This window comes from Paraburkholderia phenoliruptrix (genome assembly GCF_902859825.1).
GTDB lineage: Bacteria > Pseudomonadota > Gammaproteobacteria > Burkholderiales > Burkholderiaceae > Paraburkholderia > Paraburkholderia phenoliruptrix.
On sequence record NZ_CADIKB010000001.1, the window covers coordinates 181,034 to 198,200 of the forward strand.

The 17,167-nt window shown below is 66.7% G+C and carries 17 protein-coding genes; 9 read left to right on the forward strand and 8 right to left on the reverse strand.

Features of this window, described 5'->3' with window-relative positions; all coding sequences use genetic code 11:
- The first annotated feature begins 62 nt into the window (after positions 1 to 62).
- Genes HV711_RS00875 through HV711_RS00885 form a run of 4 tightly spaced genes read left to right on the forward strand, consistent with a single transcriptional unit; the run spans position 63 to position 2,656 of the window.
- Entirely contained in the window at positions 63 to 434 is a 372-nt protein-coding gene (locus tag HV711_RS00875) for a GFA family protein (protein ID WP_013590770.1), read from the forward strand.
- Positions 431 to 565 (forward strand): hypothetical protein, encoded by a 135-nt coding sequence (locus tag HV711_RS33765; RefSeq protein WP_013590769.1) that lies wholly within the window; start codon positions 431 to 433, stop codon positions 563 to 565. The genes HV711_RS00875 and HV711_RS33765 overlap by 4 nt, the downstream gene beginning before the upstream one ends.
- A 7-nt stretch (positions 566 to 572) precedes the next feature.
- Positions 573 to 1,313: a response regulator gene (locus HV711_RS00880; protein ID WP_035476468.1), complete on the forward strand. Its 741-nt coding sequence runs from the start codon at positions 573 to 575 to the stop codon at positions 1,311 to 1,313.
- Positions 1,310 to 2,656: an ATP-binding protein gene (locus tag HV711_RS00885; protein WP_035476466.1), complete on the forward strand. Its 1,347-nt coding sequence runs from the start codon at positions 1,310 to 1,312 to the stop codon at positions 2,654 to 2,656. The genes HV711_RS00880 and HV711_RS00885 overlap by 4 nt, the downstream gene beginning before the upstream one ends.
- A 79-nt stretch (positions 2,657 to 2,735) precedes the next feature.
- Here HV711_RS00885 and HV711_RS00890 read toward each other — a convergent pair whose 3' ends face one another.
- Positions 2,736 to 3,674, reverse strand: coding sequence for a YihY/virulence factor BrkB family protein (locus HV711_RS00890; RefSeq protein WP_028360642.1), 939 nt, complete (start codon positions 3,672 to 3,674; stop codon positions 2,736 to 2,738).
- Positions 3,675 to 4,065: 391 nt separating this feature from the next.
- On the opposite strand from HV711_RS00890, the gene HV711_RS00895 reads away from it, so the two are divergent.
- Together HV711_RS00895 and HV711_RS00900 are read left to right on the forward strand one after the other, a co-directional pair.
- Entirely contained in the window at positions 4,066 to 4,776 is a 711-nt protein-coding gene (locus tag HV711_RS00895) for an SDR family NAD(P)-dependent oxidoreductase (protein ID WP_013590765.1), read from the forward strand.
- A 58-nt stretch (positions 4,777 to 4,834) separates the two neighbouring features.
- On the forward strand, positions 4,835 to 5,089 hold the full coding sequence (locus HV711_RS00900) for a tautomerase family protein (RefSeq protein WP_013590764.1): 255 nt from the start codon (positions 4,835 to 4,837) through the stop codon (positions 5,087 to 5,089).
- 38 nt (positions 5,090 to 5,127) lie between these two features.
- On the opposite strand, the gene HV711_RS00905 is transcribed toward HV711_RS00900, so the two are convergent.
- Both HV711_RS00905 and HV711_RS00910 read right to left on the reverse strand, forming a co-directional pair.
- On the reverse strand, positions 5,128 to 6,042 hold the full coding sequence (locus tag HV711_RS00905; RefSeq protein WP_035476461.1) for a LysR substrate-binding domain-containing protein: 915 nt from the start codon (positions 6,040 to 6,042) through the stop codon (positions 5,128 to 5,130).
- 87 nt (positions 6,043 to 6,129) lie between these two features.
- On the reverse strand, positions 6,130 to 6,681 hold the full coding sequence (locus tag HV711_RS00910) for a thioredoxin family protein (RefSeq protein WP_035476620.1): 552 nt from the start codon (positions 6,679 to 6,681) through the stop codon (positions 6,130 to 6,132).
- 381 nt (positions 6,682 to 7,062) lie between these two features.
- Between HV711_RS00910 and HV711_RS00915 the strand changes: the two genes are divergently transcribed.
- A complete protein-coding gene (locus HV711_RS00915) occupies positions 7,063 to 8,877 on the forward strand; it encodes a cytochrome c biogenesis protein DipZ (RefSeq protein WP_035476458.1) in 1,815 nt (604 codons plus the stop codon).
- 12 nt (positions 8,878 to 8,889) lie between these two features.
- Here HV711_RS00915 and HV711_RS00920 read toward each other — a convergent pair whose 3' ends face one another.
- From HV711_RS00920 to ptsP, 4 genes are read right to left on the reverse strand one after another with little or no spacing between them, the layout of a single operon-like run.
- Positions 8,890 to 9,186, reverse strand: coding sequence for a hypothetical protein (locus tag HV711_RS00920; protein ID WP_014972257.1), 297 nt, complete (start codon positions 9,184 to 9,186; stop codon positions 8,890 to 8,892).
- A 28-nt stretch (positions 9,187 to 9,214) separates the two neighbouring features.
- A complete protein-coding gene (locus HV711_RS00925; RefSeq protein WP_035476456.1) occupies positions 9,215 to 11,035 on the reverse strand; it encodes a PTS fructose-like transporter subunit IIB in 1,821 nt (606 codons plus the stop codon).
- 13 nt (positions 11,036 to 11,048) lie between these two features.
- A complete protein-coding gene (locus HV711_RS00930) occupies positions 11,049 to 12,083 on the reverse strand; it encodes a 1-phosphofructokinase family hexose kinase (protein WP_035476455.1) in 1,035 nt (344 codons plus the stop codon).
- A complete protein-coding gene (gene ptsP, locus HV711_RS00935; RefSeq protein ID WP_035476454.1) occupies positions 12,080 to 14,593 on the reverse strand; it encodes a phosphoenolpyruvate--protein phosphotransferase in 2,514 nt (837 codons plus the stop codon). Before ptsP ends, HV711_RS00930 begins: the two co-directional genes overlap by 4 nt.
- A gap of 226 nt (positions 14,594 to 14,819) precedes the next feature.
- Between ptsP and HV711_RS00940 the strand changes: the two genes are divergently transcribed.
- Positions 14,820 to 15,827, forward strand: a complete 1,008-nt coding sequence (locus HV711_RS00940; RefSeq protein WP_028360650.1) for a LacI family DNA-binding transcriptional regulator — start codon at positions 14,820 to 14,822, stop codon at positions 15,825 to 15,827.
- 117 nt (positions 15,828 to 15,944) lie between these two features.
- Positions 15,945 to 16,337, forward strand: a complete 393-nt coding sequence (locus HV711_RS00945; protein ID WP_014972252.1) for a response regulator — start codon at positions 15,945 to 15,947, stop codon at positions 16,335 to 16,337.
- A 56-nt stretch (positions 16,338 to 16,393) separates the two neighbouring features.
- Here the strand turns inward: HV711_RS00945 and HV711_RS00950 are convergent, their stop codons facing one another.
- Positions 16,394 to 17,161, reverse strand: a complete 768-nt coding sequence (locus HV711_RS00950) for a DUF4410 domain-containing protein (RefSeq protein ID WP_028360652.1) — start codon at positions 17,159 to 17,161, stop codon at positions 16,394 to 16,396.
- Positions 17,162 to 17,167 lie beyond the last annotated feature (6 nt).

Below are 17,167 nucleotides of genomic sequence, written 5' to 3' on the forward strand. Positions count from 1 at the left end.
GCGACATAAATCGCCGCCGGCCGCGCGCTATAAAGCAGGCATTGCCAGTCACGGAGAGTCTGATGAACACCGAAACGCTGAAGGGAAGCTGCCACTGCGGCGCCGTCAAATTCGAAGTCACGACACCGGTCGCGCCCGCGGGCCGCTGCAATTGCAGCCTCTGCCGTCGCAAGGGCGCGCTGATGACCCCGCCGTTCGAAGCGAGCCAGTTGAGCATCACGCAAGGCGAGGACGCGCTCACGCTCTATCAGTTCAACACGCGCGTTGCGCGGCACTTTTTCTGCAAGCATTGCGGCATTTATCCGTTTCATCAGACGCGCAGGGACCCGAAGCTGTGGCGCGTCAATATCGGTTGCCTCGAAGGGATCGATCCGTATACGCTGGATGCCGGTCTTGCCGACGGCGCCAGTCTTTCCGTCGTGGAGGACGCATGAATCGGCCGATGAAGCGCCTGCTCGCGATCCTCGCGTTCGTCGCGGGCGGCGTCGCTGCCGAATGGACGCATCCGGTGCAATGTTCGATGCTGTGCGCGAGCCGGGTGCAGGTGAAACGTCAAAAGAGATGATCCATTCATGGACACGACCGACCACGTACTGATCGTCGACGACGATCGCGGCATCCGCGAATTGATCGCCGGCTACCTGGAAAAGAACGGCATGCGCGTGTCGCTCGCTGCGAACGGCCGGCAGATGCGCGCGGCCCTGGAACAGGGCGCGCCCGACCTGATCGTGCTCGATCTGATGATGCCCGGCGAAGACGGCCTCGTGCTATGCCGCGAACTGCGCGCGGGCAAATTCCGCGCGGTGCCGGTACTGATGCTCACCGCGCGCAACGAAGAAGCCGACCGCATTCTCGGCCTCGAAATGGGCGCCGACGACTACCTGCCCAAGCCCTTTGCGGTGCGCGAGCTGCTCGCGCGCATCCGCGCGGTGCTGCGCCGCGCGCGCATGCTGCCGCCCGGCATGCAGGTGACGGAAAGCGCGCAAATGCTCGGTTTCGGCGACTGGCGGCTCGACACGACCGCGCGCCATCTGCTGGATTCGGAGGGCACGATGGTCGCGCTGAGCGGCGCCGAGTATCGCCTGCTGCGTGTGTTTCTCGACCATCCGCAACGCGTGTTGACGCGTGATCAACTGCTCAATCTCACGCAAGGCCGTCAGGCCGATGCCTTTGACCGTTCCATCGACCTGATGGTGAGCCGCCTGCGTCAGCGCCTGCGCGACGAAGCGCGCGAACCGCGTTACATCAAGACGCTGCGCAGCGAAGGCTATGTCTTTTCCGCGGCTGTGAACGTGATCGAGGATCAGCCATGAAGCTGCTTTCGTCGCTGCACTGGCCGCGCACGCTGTTCGCGCGCCTGACGGTGATTCTCTTTATCGGACTCGCGTCGGCGCAGGCGTTGTCGTTCTGGCTCACCATGACGGAGCGCGACCAGACCATGACGAACGTGATGATGGGCTACATCGAGCGCGAAGTCGCGAGTTCGGTGGCGCTGCTCGATCACCTGCCCGCAGACGAACGCGCCCAGTGGCTGCCGCGTCTCGCGCGGCGCAGCTACGAATTCGTGCTCGGCCCCGGCGTGAGCGGCGGGCCGGTGGATGCGGATCTGTCGGCGCGCGTCGCGCGCTCCATTGCCGACGGCATCGGCACGAACTATCCGCTCACGGTGAATGCGGTGCCGGGCGATCGCGAACGGCTGCAGGCCCATTTGAAACTCAGCGACGGCACGCCGCTCACCATCGACATGCGCCCGATGTCCGGCGCGCCGCTTTCGCGCTGGCTGCCGCTCGTGCTGCTGCTGCAACTCGCCGTGCTGCTCGGCTGCTGCTGGTTCGCGGTGCGCACGGCCACGCGTCCGCTGCACGAGCTTGCCGTCGCCGCCGACGCGCTCGGCCCCGACCTGAAGGCCGGGCGCCTGAGCGAAAGCGGGCCATCGGAAATTGCACGCGCGGCCCATGCTTTCAACGCCATGCAGGAACGCATTGCGATGTACGTCACCGAGCGCATGCAGATACTCGCGGCCATTTCGCACGATCTGCAAACGCCGATTACGCGCATGCGTCTGCGCGTCGACATGATGGACGGCGAACCCGAAGGCGCGAAGCTGCGCCAGGATCTGCAGGAGATGGAAGCGCTCGTGAAAGAAGGCGTGACGTATGCGCGCACGCTGCACGGCGCGACGGAAACGCCGTGCCGGATCGATCCCGACGCGCTGTTCGACAGTCTGGTGTGCGATTACGTGGATGCCGAGCAGGCGGTTTCGCTGCAAGGCCGCTTCGGCATGCCGCTGATGACGCGGCCGCAGGCGCTGCGGCGGATCGTCGGCAATCTGGTGGACAACGCGCTCAAATTCGGCGGCGCGGCGGAGATCGAGATCGCCCTGTCGCCGGACGACAGGCATGCCACGATCTCGGTGCTCGACCGCGGCCCTGGCATTCCCGCCGAGTCGCTCGAAGACGTGTTCCAGCCGTTCTTCAGGCTCGAAGGTTCGCGCAACCGTCAAACGGGCGGCACCGGTCTGGGCCTTGCGATCGCGCGCCAACTGGCTCTTGCAATGGATGCCACGCTGGAGCTGCATCACCGCGCCGGCGGCGGCCTGGAGGCCCGGCTCACGCTGCGCAATCTCGTCGCGGCGCCGGCCGCAACGCTGGCGTAGTGCGTGGGCGGCATCGCATTGAGCCGCCGTTGCGGTGCTTTGCAGATTCAGGTGTTGCGGGTTTCAGCGGCTGGCGCGCTCAGCCCCGCGAGCGTGCCGCGCCTACCGATAACGGCCGGTCCTTCTCCTTATCCTTCACCTCGTTGCGTCCTGCGAGTTCGGCCGTCGTTTCGGCGCCGAACAGAAACACCGCCGCCGAAAAGTACAGCCACATCATCAGCACGGCGAGCGAGCCGGCTGCGCCGAACGAACTGGCGGTGCCGGCGTGCGTGAGGTAAAGCCCGAACAGATGCCGGCCCACGGAAAACAGTATCGCCGCCGTCATCCCGCCCACGGCGGCATGCGCGAGACTCACGCGCGCGTCGGACATCCATCGGAGGAGCGCCGTGAAGGCGGCGCCGAGTACGATCAGGCCGAGCACCGTCTGCAGGACCGCGGTGACGATAACGAGCGGCGAGTCGCCGAATAGCGCGTGGCCGGCGTAGGTGATCGCGGTATCGAGCACGAGCGACACGACAAGCAGAAAGCCGAGGCCGAGCACCATGCCGACCGACACGAGGCGCGTGCGCACGAGCCATGTGAGGCTGCTTTTGCTTTTGACGTTTTTCTCGGCTTCGAGTACGACGTCGAGCGCCGTGTTGAGCGACGTAAAGGTCGCCGACGCGCCGACGATCAGCAGCACGAGCGACACCACGGCGGCAATTCCCCCGCCGCTCGCGCGATGCGCATGTTCGACGATGGTCTGCATGGCCTCTGCCGCGTCCTTGCCGAGAATGCCGCGCACCTGCTCGAAGAGCCGCCCGCGCGCCGCGTCTTCGCCGAAAAACCAGCCGGCGACGGCAAGCACCATGAGGAGCGTCGGCGCAAGCGAAAAAGCCGAATAGAAGCCGACGCTCGCGGCCATCATCGGGCAGCGGTCGGACATGAAGCGCTTGCCCGCATTGACGACGACCCTCAGAGCGTTGCGCAGCCGCCCATGCTTCCTGCGCGCCGCCGCGGGTGAGGAAACCTTGTTCATAAACGCCTCGTCATTGAATGTGATGACGCGCCGCGGCAAGATCCGGCGAGTCGACAGCTGAACCGCCGGCAAGGCCGTAACGCTGGATTGCACCGCGCATGGAGCGTGCCTGGCGGCACGCGCGCCGCCGCCGGCGCGGGCCCGCAGCGCGTGCGCGCGGCAGTTCGGCAATGTGTGCCGGCGTCGCGAGAGCGGCCGGCATGTATCGGCAACCCGGGACCCGCCGTAGTTTTTCTTTTCCGCCGACGCAAATCTTCTCGTTTGTCCAATCACCGCGCAGCGCCGATAGTTCAGTCACCGAAGGCGCACTGCAAGACCCGCCGCACGACGCGGCAACCGGCCGGGCAGTCCGCTCTCATTCCTGAATCTGAACAAAACTCTGGAGCACAACATGAACACGTCGGAAAAAGTCGCAGTGGTGACGGGTGCCTCGCAAGGCATCGGCGCAGAATTGGTCAAGGCGTTTCGCGAGCGCGGGTATCGCGTGGTGGCGACAGCCCGCAGCATCAAACCGGTCGACGATCCGAATGTCGTCACGGTCGCGGGCGACATCGCCGATCCGGACACCGCGCGCCGCGTGATCGCGGAAGGTATCGCGCGGTTCGGGCGCATCGATACGCTCGTCAACAACGCCGGCGTGTTTCTGGCGAAGCCGTTCACGAGCTATACGTCGGAAGACTACGCGCTGGTGAAAGGCGTGAATCTGGACGGGTTCTTCAACATCACGCAGCTCGCCATTGCCGAAATGGAGAAGCGCCAAAGCGGGCATATCGTCACCGTCACGACGACGCTCACGGATCACGCGATCAGCGGCGTGCCTTCGGTGCTCGCTTCGTTGACCAAGGGCGGCCTGAATGCGGCGACGAAGTCAATCGCGATCGAATACGCGAAAGCCGGCATTCGCGCGAACGCGGTATCGCCGGGCGTCATCAAATCGCCGATGCATCCGGTCGACACGCATGCGGCGCTGGGCAGCCTGCATCCCATGGGCCACATGGGCGAAATGGACGACATCGTGCAGGCGGTGCTGTATCTGGATTCGGCGCCGTTCGTGACGGGCGAGATTCTGCACGTCGACGGCGGCCAGAGCGCCGGTCATTGAACGATCAGGAAGAACTGGGCGCCGATTCGCGGCGCCCGTCTTTGTCACGGAGAACGAGATGCCTATCGTCACCATTCAGGTCACGCGCGAGGGAACCAAGCCCGGCGCAACAGCGGTCACGGCCGAAGAAAAAGCGCGCCTGATCAGCGGGGTCAGCCACGTGCTGCTCGACGTGCTGAACAAGCCGCTCGCGGCCACCTTCGTCGTGATCGAGGAAGTGGACATGGAGAACTGGGGCTGGGGCGGCCTGCCGGTCGAGGCATACCGCAAGCAGGCGGCGCTCAGTAAGGGCGGCGGCGCGAGCACCGCCTAGACAGCCCGCAGTTTTGATATGCGCGGCAAGCGGTCGGCTTACCGCGCGTTGGCCTCTTCGAGAAGCCACGCCTTGAACGCGGCGACGGCGGGCTCGCCGCCGTTGTCCTTTCTATGGACAACGTAATAAGCCAGGTCGCACGGCTGTGCCTCGGGAAACGGCCGCACCAGCCGGCCTTCGGCGATGTCGCGCTCGACAAGGCAGGTTCTGCCGAGCGCCACGCCGTTGCCCGAGATCGCAGTGTGAATAGCGGCGGCGGAGTCGTTGATCTGCAGGCCGCGGTCGCAATCGACCACGCCCGCGTTGCCGGTCTTCTGCACCCATGAGCGCCACGTGGGGAAGGCGGGCGCCGTGCGCATCGAGATGTCGTGAATCAACGGATAGTGGTTCAGATCCGCCGGGGTTCGGAGCGGATGCTCGCCTTCGAGCAGCGCGGGACTGCACACGGGGAAGAACTCGTCGCGCATCAAAAAGGTCGCGGCGAGTTCGGGCCACTGGCCGGTGCCGTAACGAATGCCCGCATCCACGCGCTCCGCCGTGAAGTCGACGAGCTTCAGCGACAGATCGATGCGCAGATCGTAGCTCGGATACTTGCGCTGAAACCGCTCCACGCGATGCAAAAACCATTTGTCGGCGAGTGCCGGCGGCACGGTCACGGTCACCGTGATGCGCGCCTTGCTGGCTTTCAGCCGCTCGACCGCTTGTGCCAGCAACTCGAAGCCCGCCTGCAATTCCGGCATGGCCGCGCGCGCCGCGTCGGTCAAGACGAGCCGCGACGCGCCCGAACTCGAACGATGAAACAGCTCCATGTTCAGCGTTTCCTCCAGCCCGCGAATCATCTGGCCGATCGCGGCGGGCGTCACATGCAGTTCTTCCGCAGCGGCGACATAACTCAAATGGCGGCCGACCGCCTCGAAAGCGCGCAGTGCGTTCAGGTGATTGGGTGCTCGCATGGGCCGCTTCACAACCTTGATTGATTTCGATTGCCGCATGCTGGCAGGCGCGCCTGGCGGCGTCAACCTGTCAGATGCGGCGCTGCATCAGCCGGGTTGCGCGAGCAGCTCGCGGATCTTCGCTTCCGTCTGCGCATAATCGCCTTCGCCGAAATGGCTGTACACGACGTGTCCTGTCTTGTCGAAGAGATAGAGCGCGGGCCAGTACTGGTTGTCGAACGCATTCCATGTCGCGTACTGATTGTCGAGCGCGACCGGATAGCGAATGTCGAACTTCCTGACCGCCGCGCTCACATGCCCGGCGTCGCGTTCGAACGGGTACTCGGGTGTATGAACGCCGATCACCTGCAGCCCCTGAGCGCCGTACTGCTTGTACCAGTTCTTCACGTACGGCAGCGTGTTCACGCAGTTCACGCACGAGTAGGTCCAGAAGTCGACCAGCACGACTTTGCCGCGCAGTTGCGGCAATGTGAGCGGCGGGCTGTTGATCCAGCTGTCGATGCCGGTGATCTGCGGCGCGGCGGGCGGATGGTGCTCGGCTGCGCTGATCGCGCTGCCGCGCGTCGCCGCGAGGCTCGCGACCAGCGCGAGCGCGATGAACGAGCCCAAAGTGGCGAGAGTTTTGAGTCGGGCGGGCATGATGGAGTTGTCCTTTGCATGGGAGGCGCCGCAGCGCGAGGGTTGATCGGCAGGTACGAGCTCATTGGACGCCGCCGACGTATCTGCCATGTGTCGTTTGCGGCCCGCTTCTGCAATGTTGTATGTCCACGCCGCCGTCCGATACGTTGCGATACAAAACCCCGCGCCCATGCGCGTGAGCACGCGCCAGAGCACGCATCGCCGCACCGCGTTCTGTATCGCACTGTATCCACGCCGCCGCCGATACATGCGCTTGCACAACCCCACCTTCGCCGACACAAGCCCGATACGTGCCGGTCGTTCAATGCCTGATGCGTCATTCGCAACCCGAGTGGTCCGGCCTGCGCCGCCCGCCACGTCATTGAACGAAAGGACACCGTTATGCTGCTCAACCTTCTCGCCTTCGCCGGCGGCATGCTCACCATTTTGAGTCCGTGCATTCTTCCGGTCGTGCCGCTCGTGTTCGCGCGCGTCGACCAGTCGTTCGTCCGCCATGGTTTGCCGCTTCTTGCCGGCATGGCGCTGACGTTCGCCGCCGTCGCGAGTCTCGCCGTCGCCGGCGGCGCGTGGGTCGCGCACGTCAATGAGTATGGACGCTGGATCGCGCTCGCGTTCTTCGGGCTGTTCGGCGCGGCGCTGCTGTTTCCGTCGATAGCCGAGCGGCTCACGCATCCGCTCGTGAGCGCCGGCAATCGTCTGGATGGCGCGGTGCGCCGCGACGGCGGCGAGCCGCGCGTGATGTCGTCGGTCGCGCTCGGCGTTGCCACGGGTTTGCTGTGGGCGCCGTGCGCGGGCCCGATTCTCGGTCTCGTGATGACGGGTGTGATCCTGCATCGGCCGGGCGGCGCGGGCGTGTTGCCGTTGCTCGCGTTTGCGGCGGGCGCGGCGGCGTCGCTCGCGATCGTGCTTGCGCTCGGCGGGCGGCTCGTTGCGATGCTCCGGCGCTCGTATGGCGTGAGCGAGCGCGTGCGTCAGGTGCTCGGCGCGGCGGTGATGCTGTCGGCGGCGGCGATCGCCCTCAGCGTCGATACGCGCGCGCTGGCGCTGCTGCCGTCGCTGAATACGACCGGCATTGAAGATAGGCTCGTGCAGCGGTGGTCGCGGCGCGGGGAGCCGCAGGAAAAGGATAGGCAGCGGGCTGAGGCGCAGCGCGCGGTGCTTAAAGTGAGCGCGAAAACCGCGCCGGTAGGCGAAGCGAAGCCCCTCCCAATCGCCGCGCCGCTTCCCTTGCCCGTGGAAGGCGCACTGCCGACGTTGTCGGGCGCGGTCGAGTGGCTCAATTCGCCGCCTCGCACACCGGCCGATCTGCGCGGCAAGGTCGTGATCGTCAATTTCTGGACGTATTCGTGCATCAACTGCCTGCGCACGCTGCCGTATTTGAAGGCGTGGTCGAACCGGTATCGCGAGCAGGGGCTCGTCGTGATCGGCGTACACGCACCCGAGTTCGCGTTCGAGCACAACTTGGCCAACGTGAAGCGCGCGGCGGCCGACCTGCACATCGACTATCCGATTGCCGTGGATAACAACCTCGCCGTGTGGCGGGCGTTTGACAATCAATACTGGCCGGCGTTTTATATCGTCGATGCGCACGGCGACATTCGCTATCACCAGTTCGGCGAAGGCGGATACGACAAGTCGGAACAGGTGATCCGTCAACTGCTGGCCGATGCCGGGCATGCGACGCTGCCCCCACCCGCGGGCGCGGCGAGGGCGTCGGGCATCGAAGCGGCCGCCGATCCGAAGAATCTGGAGTCAGGTGAGACTTACGTCGGTTATCGCCAGGCAGAAGGTTTCGCTTCGCCGGAAACGCTCGCGCCCGACATGCTTCGCGACTACAGCAGTCCCGCGCGGCTCGTCACAGGAAGCTGGAGTCTCGCCGGCGAGTGGACCGTCGCGGGGGAGCGCGCTCGCTCGGGCGCGAGCGGCGCGAGGATCGCGTACCGCTTTCACGCGCGCGATCTGCATCTGGTGTTGGGGCCGATGGCGGACGGCAAGCCGGTGCGCTTCAGAGTGACGATCGACGGCAAGCCGCCGGGCGCGTCACATGGCGCGGACACGGATGCAAACGGCGTGGGCGTGGTCGATAAAGAGCGGCTTTATCAACTCGTGCGGCAAAGCGGCGCGGTTCAGGACCGCACGTTCGACATCGAGTTTCTGGACACGGGCGTGAGCGCGTATGCATTCACGTTCGGTTAGAGGAAAGCGGCGTTAGTGCGCAGACGCCTTCTCAAAAGCGGGCGGTTGCGAATAAGCCGGATGCCAGCCGCCCAGCAGGCGGTCGACGGCCTCGCGTGCATCGCGAAGCGCGTCGGCCAGTGCCTGCTGCGAAAGCTCCGCGGAACACGGAGCCGTTTCGCAATGCGTAGCGACGCTCAGCGTGCGCTCGCCGAGCCGCCGCGTGATGGTGCGATGCACGCGGACGTGCCGGCCGTCGGTGCAAACGGTGTCGACGGCTTCGATCAGCAGATCGAAGCCGCGGTAACTTTCACAAAGACGTTGCGTCATGGCCGGCGCCGCAGCAGTCAGCCGCTGCTTACGCGGCGGCCTGAACCGGCCGCTTGAGCAGGCCGACCGCGAGCGCCGTGACGACGGTTCCCACCGCGATCGCGAGCACATACAGGCCGAGATGCGTGACGGCATTCGGAATCGGCAGCACGAAGATTCCGCCGTGCGGCACTTTCAGTTCGACCGCCGACGCCATCGACATCGCGCCCGTGATCGCCGAGCCGATCACGCAAGCCGGAATGATCCGCATCGGATCGCGCGCCGCAAACGGAATCGCGCCCTCGGTGATGAACGCCATGCCCAGCACGGCGGCGGCGTTGCCGGCTTCGCGCTCGTCGGTGACGAAGCGGTTGCGGAAAATCCACGTGGCGAGCGCGATGCCGAGCGGCGGCGTCATGCCCGCGGCCATGGCGGCCGCCATCGGCGTATAGACCTGGCTCGCGATCAGCCCCGTGCTGAACGCATACGCGGCCTTGTTGACCGGGCCGCCCATGTCGAAAGCCATCATCGCGCCGAGCAGCAGGCCGAGCGTGACGGCGCTGCCGGTTTGCATCGAGCGAAGCCAGTCTTCCAGACCGTGCAGCGCCGTGGCGACCGGCGTGCCGACCACGTAGATCATCAGCAGGCCGACCACGAGCGTGGAGACGAGCGGGATGATGAGCACCGGCTTGAGGCCTTCCAGGTTGCGGTGCAGCTTCAGTTTGCGGCTGATCAGCAGCGCCGTGTAGCCCGCGAGAAAGCCGGAAATGATGCCGCCGAGAAAGCCCGCGCCGAGGCTCGCGGCGAGCATGCCGCCCACCATGCCGGGCGTGATGCCCGGACGGTCCGCAATCGAATACGCGATGTAGCCCGACAGCACCGGCACCATCAACGCGAACGCGGACTTTGCGCCGATCTGGAACAGCGCCCATGCCAGCGTGCCTTTGTGCGCGTCGTCGAATGCGTAGATGCCGCCCAGCGCAAACGAAATGGCGATCAGAAGGCCGCCCGCCACGACGAACGGCAACATGAACGACACACCGGTCATCAGATGGCGGTAGGGACCGGAGGCTTTTGCCGAGCGCTGCTTTTTCGCCGCCGCAACCTGGTCCGCGAGCGCGGACCCGGCCGCGCCCGCCGCGCCGGCGCCGCCCGCATTCCCTTGCGAAGCGCGCGCGTTGCCGTCAGCCGTCGCTTCTTCAATCGCTCGCTGGATCAGTGCCGCGCCCTTGCCGATCGCGCCTTTTGTGCCCGTTTCGTAGATGCGCTTGCCGCGAAAGCGGCTCTTGTCGACCTGCGTGTCGGCGGCGATGACGACGAGGTCCGCCGCGGCGATCTGCTCGTCGCTCAACGTGTTCTGCGCGCCGACGGAACCTTGCGTCTCCACGTGGATCTCGTGACCGAGCGACTTCGCGCCTTGCGCCAGTCCTTCGGCGGCCATGAAGGTGTGCGCGATGCCGGTCGGACACGAAGTGATCGCGACGATCTTCAGCGCGCGGGCGGCGGCTTGCGTGGCTTGCCCGCTCGTCGGCGGCTGCGGGCTCTGGGCCACACCCGCGCCTGCACCCGCCGTGACGCGTGCGAGCACGGCATCGGCTTCGCGAATGGCGTCGTCGAGCGAAACGCGGTGAATGGTCTTGCCCGCAAACGGCGTTTCGTCGACGCGCGCGTCGGCGTCCGCCGCGATCAGCACGGCTTGCGCCGCGTCGATCTGCGCGGCGTTCAGCGCATCGTGCACACCGAGCGCGCTGCGGGTTTCGACGGCGAGCGAAGCGCCGCGTTTTTGCGCCGCGCGGTTCAAGGCCTGCGCCGCGACCATCGGCGACGCGCTCTGTTGCGGGGACGATACCAGTCCAATCAGCTTGTCCATTGCTCTCTCTGGCTTACACGGCTTGATGTTGGGTCACGCGCAGCGGCTTCGCGGCGACGCTGAAGGTACGCAGTTCGACTTGCGCGGCGAGGGCGTCGAGCGTCGCGCGATCCGGCAGATGCGGGCCGACACGCGCGAGCTTGCCGGCGGCGAAGGCCGTCGCGCGTCGGCCGGCCTCGGGCCACGAACGCCCTTCGGCGAGACTGGCGACGAGGCCCGCGACGAGCGCATCGCCGGCGCCGACGGTGCTCGCCACCGGCACGCGCAACGGCGCGGCGCGCCAGCCTTCGCAGGCCGCGGCGCCGTCCTGCGGTTGCACCTGCAATGGCGGGCGCGCGACGCCGAGCGCGCCGCGCTCGCCAAGCGAAACCACCACATGGCGGATGCCGCGTTCGACCAACTCGCACGCAGCCTCGATCAACGCGTCATCGTCGGCGAGCGAGCGGCCCAGCGCGGCTTCCAGTTCCGCGCGATTCGGCTTCACGAGATCGGGCAACTCGCCGGGTTGGCTGGCGGCGAGGGCTTCGGCGAGCGGCGCGCCGCTTGTGTCGAGCGCGACGCGCGCGCCCGCCGCATGCAACGCGCGCGTGAGCCGCCGGTAAAACGACACGTCGACGCCCGGCGGCAAACTGCCCGCGAGCACAAACCAGCGTCCCGGCGCGGCGAGTTCGACCACGCGCCGCTCCAGTGCGTCGACATCGGCTGCGGTGGGCAGCGAGGTTGCGAGATTGATGTCAGTGGTTTGGTCGCGCGCGGTATCGACGAGCTTCACGTTGATGCGCGGGCGCCCGGCAATCCGCACGAAGCGGTCGACGATCTGCTTGTCGGCGAACAGCGCATCGAATGCGGCGGCGTCGTCGGAACCGAGCAGGCCCGTGACGAGGGTCGCGATGCCGTAGTCGGCGAGACAGCCCGCCACGTTCACGCCCTTGCCGCCCGCGTTGAATTCGAGCGATGCCGCGAGGTTGACCTCGCCGAGTGCGAGATTCGCGACGCGCACGGTCTGGTCGAGCGCCGGGTTCGGCGTAACGGTGACGACCGTGTTCATGCGGCCGCCTTGATTTCGGTGGTTTCCAGCGCGCGAACCGCGTCGACGTCCTCGCACTCCAGCGCGCGGCGCGCGAGCGCCTGCAACGCGTCGAGGCGCGATGCGCGCAGCCGCGATTTCACGGCGGGAATGTCGCGCGCGCTCATCGACAGTTCGTCGACGCCGAGGCCCGCGAGAATCGACGCGCCGAGCGGATCGCCCGCGAGGCCGCCGCACACGCCGACCCATTTGCGGTGACGGCGCGCGCCCTCGACGGTCTGCCGGATCATGCGCAGCACGGCCGGATGCAGGCTCTCGGCCATGCGCGCGAGTTCCGGGTGTTCGCGGTCGACGGCAAGCACGTACTGCGTGAGGTCGTTCGTGCCGATCGAGAAGAAGTCGACGAGCGCGGCAAAGTGATCGGCGAATGCCGCCGCCGACGGCGTTTCGACCATGATGCCGAGCGGCACTTTGGGCGCGTCCAGTTCCGCGCGCACGGTTTCGGCGAGCGCGAGCGCCTGACGCGCTTCGTCGAGCGTGGAAACCATCGGGAACATGATCCACAGCGGACCTTCCTTGGCCGCGCGGTAGAGCGCGCGCAACTGCGGCACGAACAGATCGGGGCGGCGCAGGCACAGGCGCAGCCCGCGCACGCCGAGGAACGGATTCGCCTCGTGCGGCAGGTTCAGATAGGGCACCTGCTTGTCGCCGCCAATGTCGAGCGTGCGAATGATCAGATGACGGCCACCGCTTGCTTCGACCATGCGCCGGTAGCAGTCGTACTGTTCGTCCTCGCTTGGCGCGTCGTGGCGCTCGAGGAACAGAAACTCCGTACGCATGAGGCCTACGCCGTCCGCGCCGTTCGAAATCGCGTCGCGCACCTGATCCGGACGCGTGATGTTCGCGCCGATTTCGAGCACGTGGCCGTCGAGCGTCGCGGCGGGCAGCGCGCGGTTGGCGGCGGCGCGTTGCGCGGCATCGGCGAGCTGGGCCTGCGTTTGCCGTGCGCGCTCGAGGTCTTGCGCGGACACGCCCACATACAGACGGCCGCTCGTGCCGTCGAGCACCGCGGCGCTGCCGTCGGCCACATCCATCAGCGCGGCGCCGCACGCGACCGCGGCCGGCACGCCGAGCGTGCGCGCGAGAATCGCGGTATGCGAGGTCGGGCCGCCCGACACCGTGCAGAAGCCGAGCGTGACGGCGGGGTCGAGCATCGCCGTGTCCGACGGCGTCAGATCTTCGGCGATCAGGATCGCGGGCGTGTCGAAGCGCGCGTTTGCCGCGACCTCTTCGCCGAGATGCTTCAGCACGCGCCGCGCGACGTCGCGCAGATCGGTCGCGCGCGAGGCGAGGAGCGGATCGGGCAACGCGGCGAGGCGCGCCGCCTGCCGCTCGGCCGCCTGATGCCAGGACCACGCGACGCCGTGTCCGTCGACGAGCAGACGCGCGGCTTCGGCCAGCAACTCTGTGTCGTTGAGCAGTTCGCGGTGCGCCGCGAAGATCGCGCCTTCCTCCGCGCCGAGGCGCGCGGTCGTGTCGCGCGCGAGCGCGTCGAGCTCGTCGGCGGTCAGACGCAAGGCGGTTTCCAGCCGATGCGTGGCTTCCAGCGTGTCGCCGGGCTCATCCGCGATGTCGAGTTGCGCCGTGCGCATCACGCGAATCGGGCCGATCGAAAACCCCGGCCCCGCGCTGACGCCTTCGAACATCGTGGCGGGATCGGCGGGCTCCCACGACACCGGCTGCGCTTTCTGGCGACGCGCGCGGGCCGCGGCGGCGCGCTCGTGCTCCTCGGCCGACAGCGCTTCAATGGTGCGCTTGAGCGCGGTGAGCGCGTCGGCGGCATCGACGCCCTGCGCCGACAGCACGAGCTGCGCGTTGGCGGTCGCGCCCAGTTGCAGCAGGCTCACGAGATTCTTCGGGTCGGCGGCCAGTTTGCCGTTGCGCACGCGCAAGGCGGCCTGATAGCGCTTCGCGGTGGCGACCCACGCGCTTGCCGGGCGCGCGTGCAGCCCGTGCGGATAGTCGAGCACCAGTTCCACCCGCTGCGCGAAGTCCGCGGGCGTGCTCTCGACCACGCTTGACGCCGTTGCCAGGCCTGCGCCGGCGCCGTTCAGCGCGTCGACGATCAGGCTCGGGTCGCGCGCCTCGACGAGCGTGCGCAGTTTGTCCGCGTCGCCGATCAGACGCGTGAGGCGTTGCAGCAGCGCAATGTGTTCGTCGGACTGAGCGGCAATGGCCACCACGAGGTTGGCGCGCTCGCCGTCCTGCCATTCGACGCCTTCGGGCAACTGCAGCACCGCGACGCCGGTGCGCCGGATCAGGTGACGGTCTTCCTGCATGCCGTGCGGAATGGCCACGCCGCTGCCCAGATAAGTGTTCGAGACGGTCTCGCGTCCGTGAAGACTCTCGACATAGCCGGGCTCGATATAACCGGCAGCGGCCAGCAGTTCGCCGGCCTGAACGATCGCGTCGTGTTTCGAACTGGCCCGTGCGTTCAATCGAACCAGCTCCGCGGTAAGCAGCGACGGCATCGCGTCTCCTGAAATCGAATCGTTGAAGTGGATGTTATTGGAATCGATACCACTTTTTCCGTCAAGCTTTAACCGGGCTTCTGCGATCCAGTGGAAAATGGGCAAAGACAGGTAGAATGGCTTCAAACAGCCGAGCCGCCTGTCTCAGGCGGTGGCGGGCGAGCGGCCGGATCGGCTGACAATCCAGGGAAAATACCGAGCGATTCAAGGAATCGATACCACTTTCATGAATCTACGAATCAAGGATGTTGCAGAAGCCGCCGGCGTGTCGGTCACGACCGTCTCGCGCGTGCTGTCCAACAATGGGCCGGTCCGCGAAGCGGTGCGTCAGCGCGTGCTCGGCGCGATCGAGCAGCTCGGTTACCGCCCGAACGCTGCTGCGCGCCGCCTGCGTTCCGGCGATACGGCGACCATCGGCCTGATCGTCTCGGACGTGCGCAATCCGTTCTTCACCGAAGTAAGCCGCGCCGTGGAAGACGCCGCCTACCAGCAGGGCCTGCGTGTGATTCTCTGCAATACCGACGAAAACCCCCAGAAAGAGGCGATGTATCTGCGCCTGATGGAAGAAGAGCGCGTCACGGGCTGCATCTATTCGCCCACTCACGACGCGGCGCAGCGCTTCAAGGCCGACGCTTACGATTTTCCCGTGGTGATGATCGACCGCGCGGCGCCGGCGGGCAGCGCGGACGCCGTCGTGCTGGATAACCGCGACGCGGCGGCGCGGCTCGTCGAGCATCTGGTCGAGCGCGGCTGCCGGCGCATTGCCGGGCTCTTCGGCAACGCGAGTACCACGGGCCGCGAGCGCCACGACGGTTTTGCGCAGGCACTTGGCCGGCATGGCTTGCCGGTGCTGGCGGAATTCGTCGAACCGAATCCGGCCAGCGCGCTCGAGCATGTCGGCGCATGGCTCGCGCGCGAGGCGGCGGAGCGGCCCGATGCGATTGTCGCGAGTAACGGTTTGCTGCTGCTCGGCGCGTACCGCGAAATGCGCGCGCGTGGGGTGACGCCCGGCACCGACATCGCGCTCGCCGGATTCGACAACGATTCGTGGACGGACCTCGTCACGCCGGGCATCACCGTGGTGGCGCAGCCGGTGTATGAAATCGGCAAGATCGCGATGCAATTGCTTACCCAGCGTCTCGCGGATCCTGCCATGTCCACGCGTTCCCTCGTGTTGCCGGGCGAGCTCGTGATTCGCGAGTCCACGGCGGCGCGTAAGGCGTTCGCGGATTGATCCGCGCAAAGCGTGCATGCTGGTACATGACTTGCTGTGCTGCGAGAGCTTTTCTCTTGCCAATCGTCATACATGCACCGAACAACGAGTCCCTGTCAAAGGTGGAGCGCCCGCCAGGTGCGGGTATTGCACGAGGTGCCGCGTGTCCTCGTGGTCGACGACAACGAAGGCGCGGCAGAAGCGCTCGCGACCTATCTGTCCTATGAAGGTGTGGAAGCGCGCGCGGCGAACGGTTATAACGAGGCGTTGAATTGCGTGAAAGATTGGGTGCCCGACGTGGTGGTGCTCGACATCATGATGCCGGGCCGCGACGGCTACGAAACGGCAAGCGCGCTGCGCACGTATCTGCCCACGCCGAGCCTCGGCATTGTCGCGTTCACCTCGCTCGATGAGCAGCATGTGCGGGAAACCGGCCGCGGTCGCCATAATTTCGACGGTTATTGCCAGAAGGGCACCGCGCCGAATGTCCTGCTTGCGTTGATGCGCAATCTCTGGCGCGACAGGAACTGAAGCGTTGGACCATCGAGTCGTGCGGGCTGCCTTGCGCGGCAGCCGCGCGCCGCTCATCAACCTTTGATGTGCTCGCTCGACAGCCAGCCGCCGCTCACGCCGATCTGGGCGATCTGCTTCGCCACGGCGTCGGCGAGGCGCGTTGCGTCGGCGGACACACCGGCGCGCTTCGTTTCCGTCACCGCGTGCAACCCGCCGCCCACTGCGGCCGACGTCGCGATATGGCCCGCTGCCGCGCCCACGCCCGCCGTTTCCACGACGCCCGGCGTCTTGCCGCTGTCGGCGCTCGCGTTGAAGCTCTGCACGAGGCGCGGCGCGCCGCCGGCGGGCTTATAGAAAATCTGCACCGAACTCGTGACCTCGCTTTTGCCTGCGCCGAAGCCGATCAGCACGCGTCGGCGCCGGTTGCCGGCGTCGATCGTATCGAAGCTGCCTTGCACCATCAGCACGTTCTGGTCCGCCGGCGCGGGAATGTCCGAGCGGATCGCGCGCAGACCCATCGACTGCAACTGGTGGACGATCTCATTCGCCACCTGCTCGCGGACCTGGGCGGCGTCGTCGGCCTGTTTCTGCGCCGAGGACGAGCCGTCGAACTGCGTCTTCATCTTCTGCAGGATGCCGCCGTCGAGCTTGACCTCGTCGGCACGGGCGTCGAACGTGTACACGTAGATGTTGTCCGGGCGCACGGCCGGCTGCGCGACTGCCGCGCTGGTGTTGGTGATGCTGCCGCCGGCGCAGCCGGTCAGCAAGGCGCTTGCGCTGACCATCGCGATGCAGGCGAAACGGGCGGAATGGCGTTGGATGAAGTGGATCGAGCTGAGCATGATGCG

Bases quoted from the DNA above. Each gene is read 5' to 3' on its own strand.
- HV711_RS00875 (WP_013590770.1), top strand. From the start codon at position 63: ATGAACACCGAAACGCTGAAGGGAAGCTGCCACTGCGGCGCCGTCAAA.
- HV711_RS33765 (WP_013590769.1), top strand. From the start codon at position 431: ATGAATCGGCCGATGAAGCGCCTGCTCGCGATCCTCGCGTTCGTCGCG.
- HV711_RS00880 (WP_035476468.1), top strand. From the start codon at position 573: ATGGACACGACCGACCACGTACTGATCGTCGACGACGATCGCGGCATC.
- HV711_RS00885 (WP_035476466.1), top strand. From the start codon at position 1,310: ATGAAGCTGCTTTCGTCGCTGCACTGGCCGCGCACGCTGTTCGCGCGC.
- HV711_RS00890 (WP_028360642.1), bottom strand. From the start codon at position 3,674: ATGAACAAGGTTTCCTCACCCGCGGCGGCGCGCAGGAAGCATGGGCGG.
- HV711_RS00895 (WP_013590765.1), top strand. From the start codon at position 4,066: ATGAACACGTCGGAAAAAGTCGCAGTGGTGACGGGTGCCTCGCAAGGC.
- HV711_RS00900 (WP_013590764.1), top strand. From the start codon at position 4,835: ATGCCTATCGTCACCATTCAGGTCACGCGCGAGGGAACCAAGCCCGGC.
- HV711_RS00905 (WP_035476461.1), bottom strand. From the start codon at position 6,042: ATGCGAGCACCCAATCACCTGAACGCACTGCGCGCTTTCGAGGCGGTC.
- HV711_RS00910 (WP_035476620.1), bottom strand. From the start codon at position 6,681: ATGCCCGCCCGACTCAAAACTCTCGCCACTTTGGGCTCGTTCATCGCG.
- HV711_RS00915 (WP_035476458.1), top strand. From the start codon at position 7,063: ATGCTGCTCAACCTTCTCGCCTTCGCCGGCGGCATGCTCACCATTTTG.
- HV711_RS00920 (WP_014972257.1), bottom strand. From the start codon at position 9,186: ATGACGCAACGTCTTTGTGAAAGTTACCGCGGCTTCGATCTGCTGATC.
- HV711_RS00925 (WP_035476456.1), bottom strand. From the start codon at position 11,035: ATGGACAAGCTGATTGGACTGGTATCGTCCCCGCAACAGAGCGCGTCG.
- HV711_RS00930 (WP_035476455.1), bottom strand. From the start codon at position 12,083: ATGAACACGGTCGTCACCGTTACGCCGAACCCGGCGCTCGACCAGACC.
- ptsP (WP_035476454.1), bottom strand. From the start codon at position 14,593: ATGCCGTCGCTGCTTACCGCGGAGCTGGTTCGATTGAACGCACGGGCC.
- HV711_RS00940 (WP_028360650.1), top strand. From the start codon at position 14,820: ATGAATCTACGAATCAAGGATGTTGCAGAAGCCGCCGGCGTGTCGGTC.
- HV711_RS00950 (WP_028360652.1), bottom strand. From the start codon at position 17,161: ATGCTCAGCTCGATCCACTTCATCCAACGCCATTCCGCCCGTTTCGCC.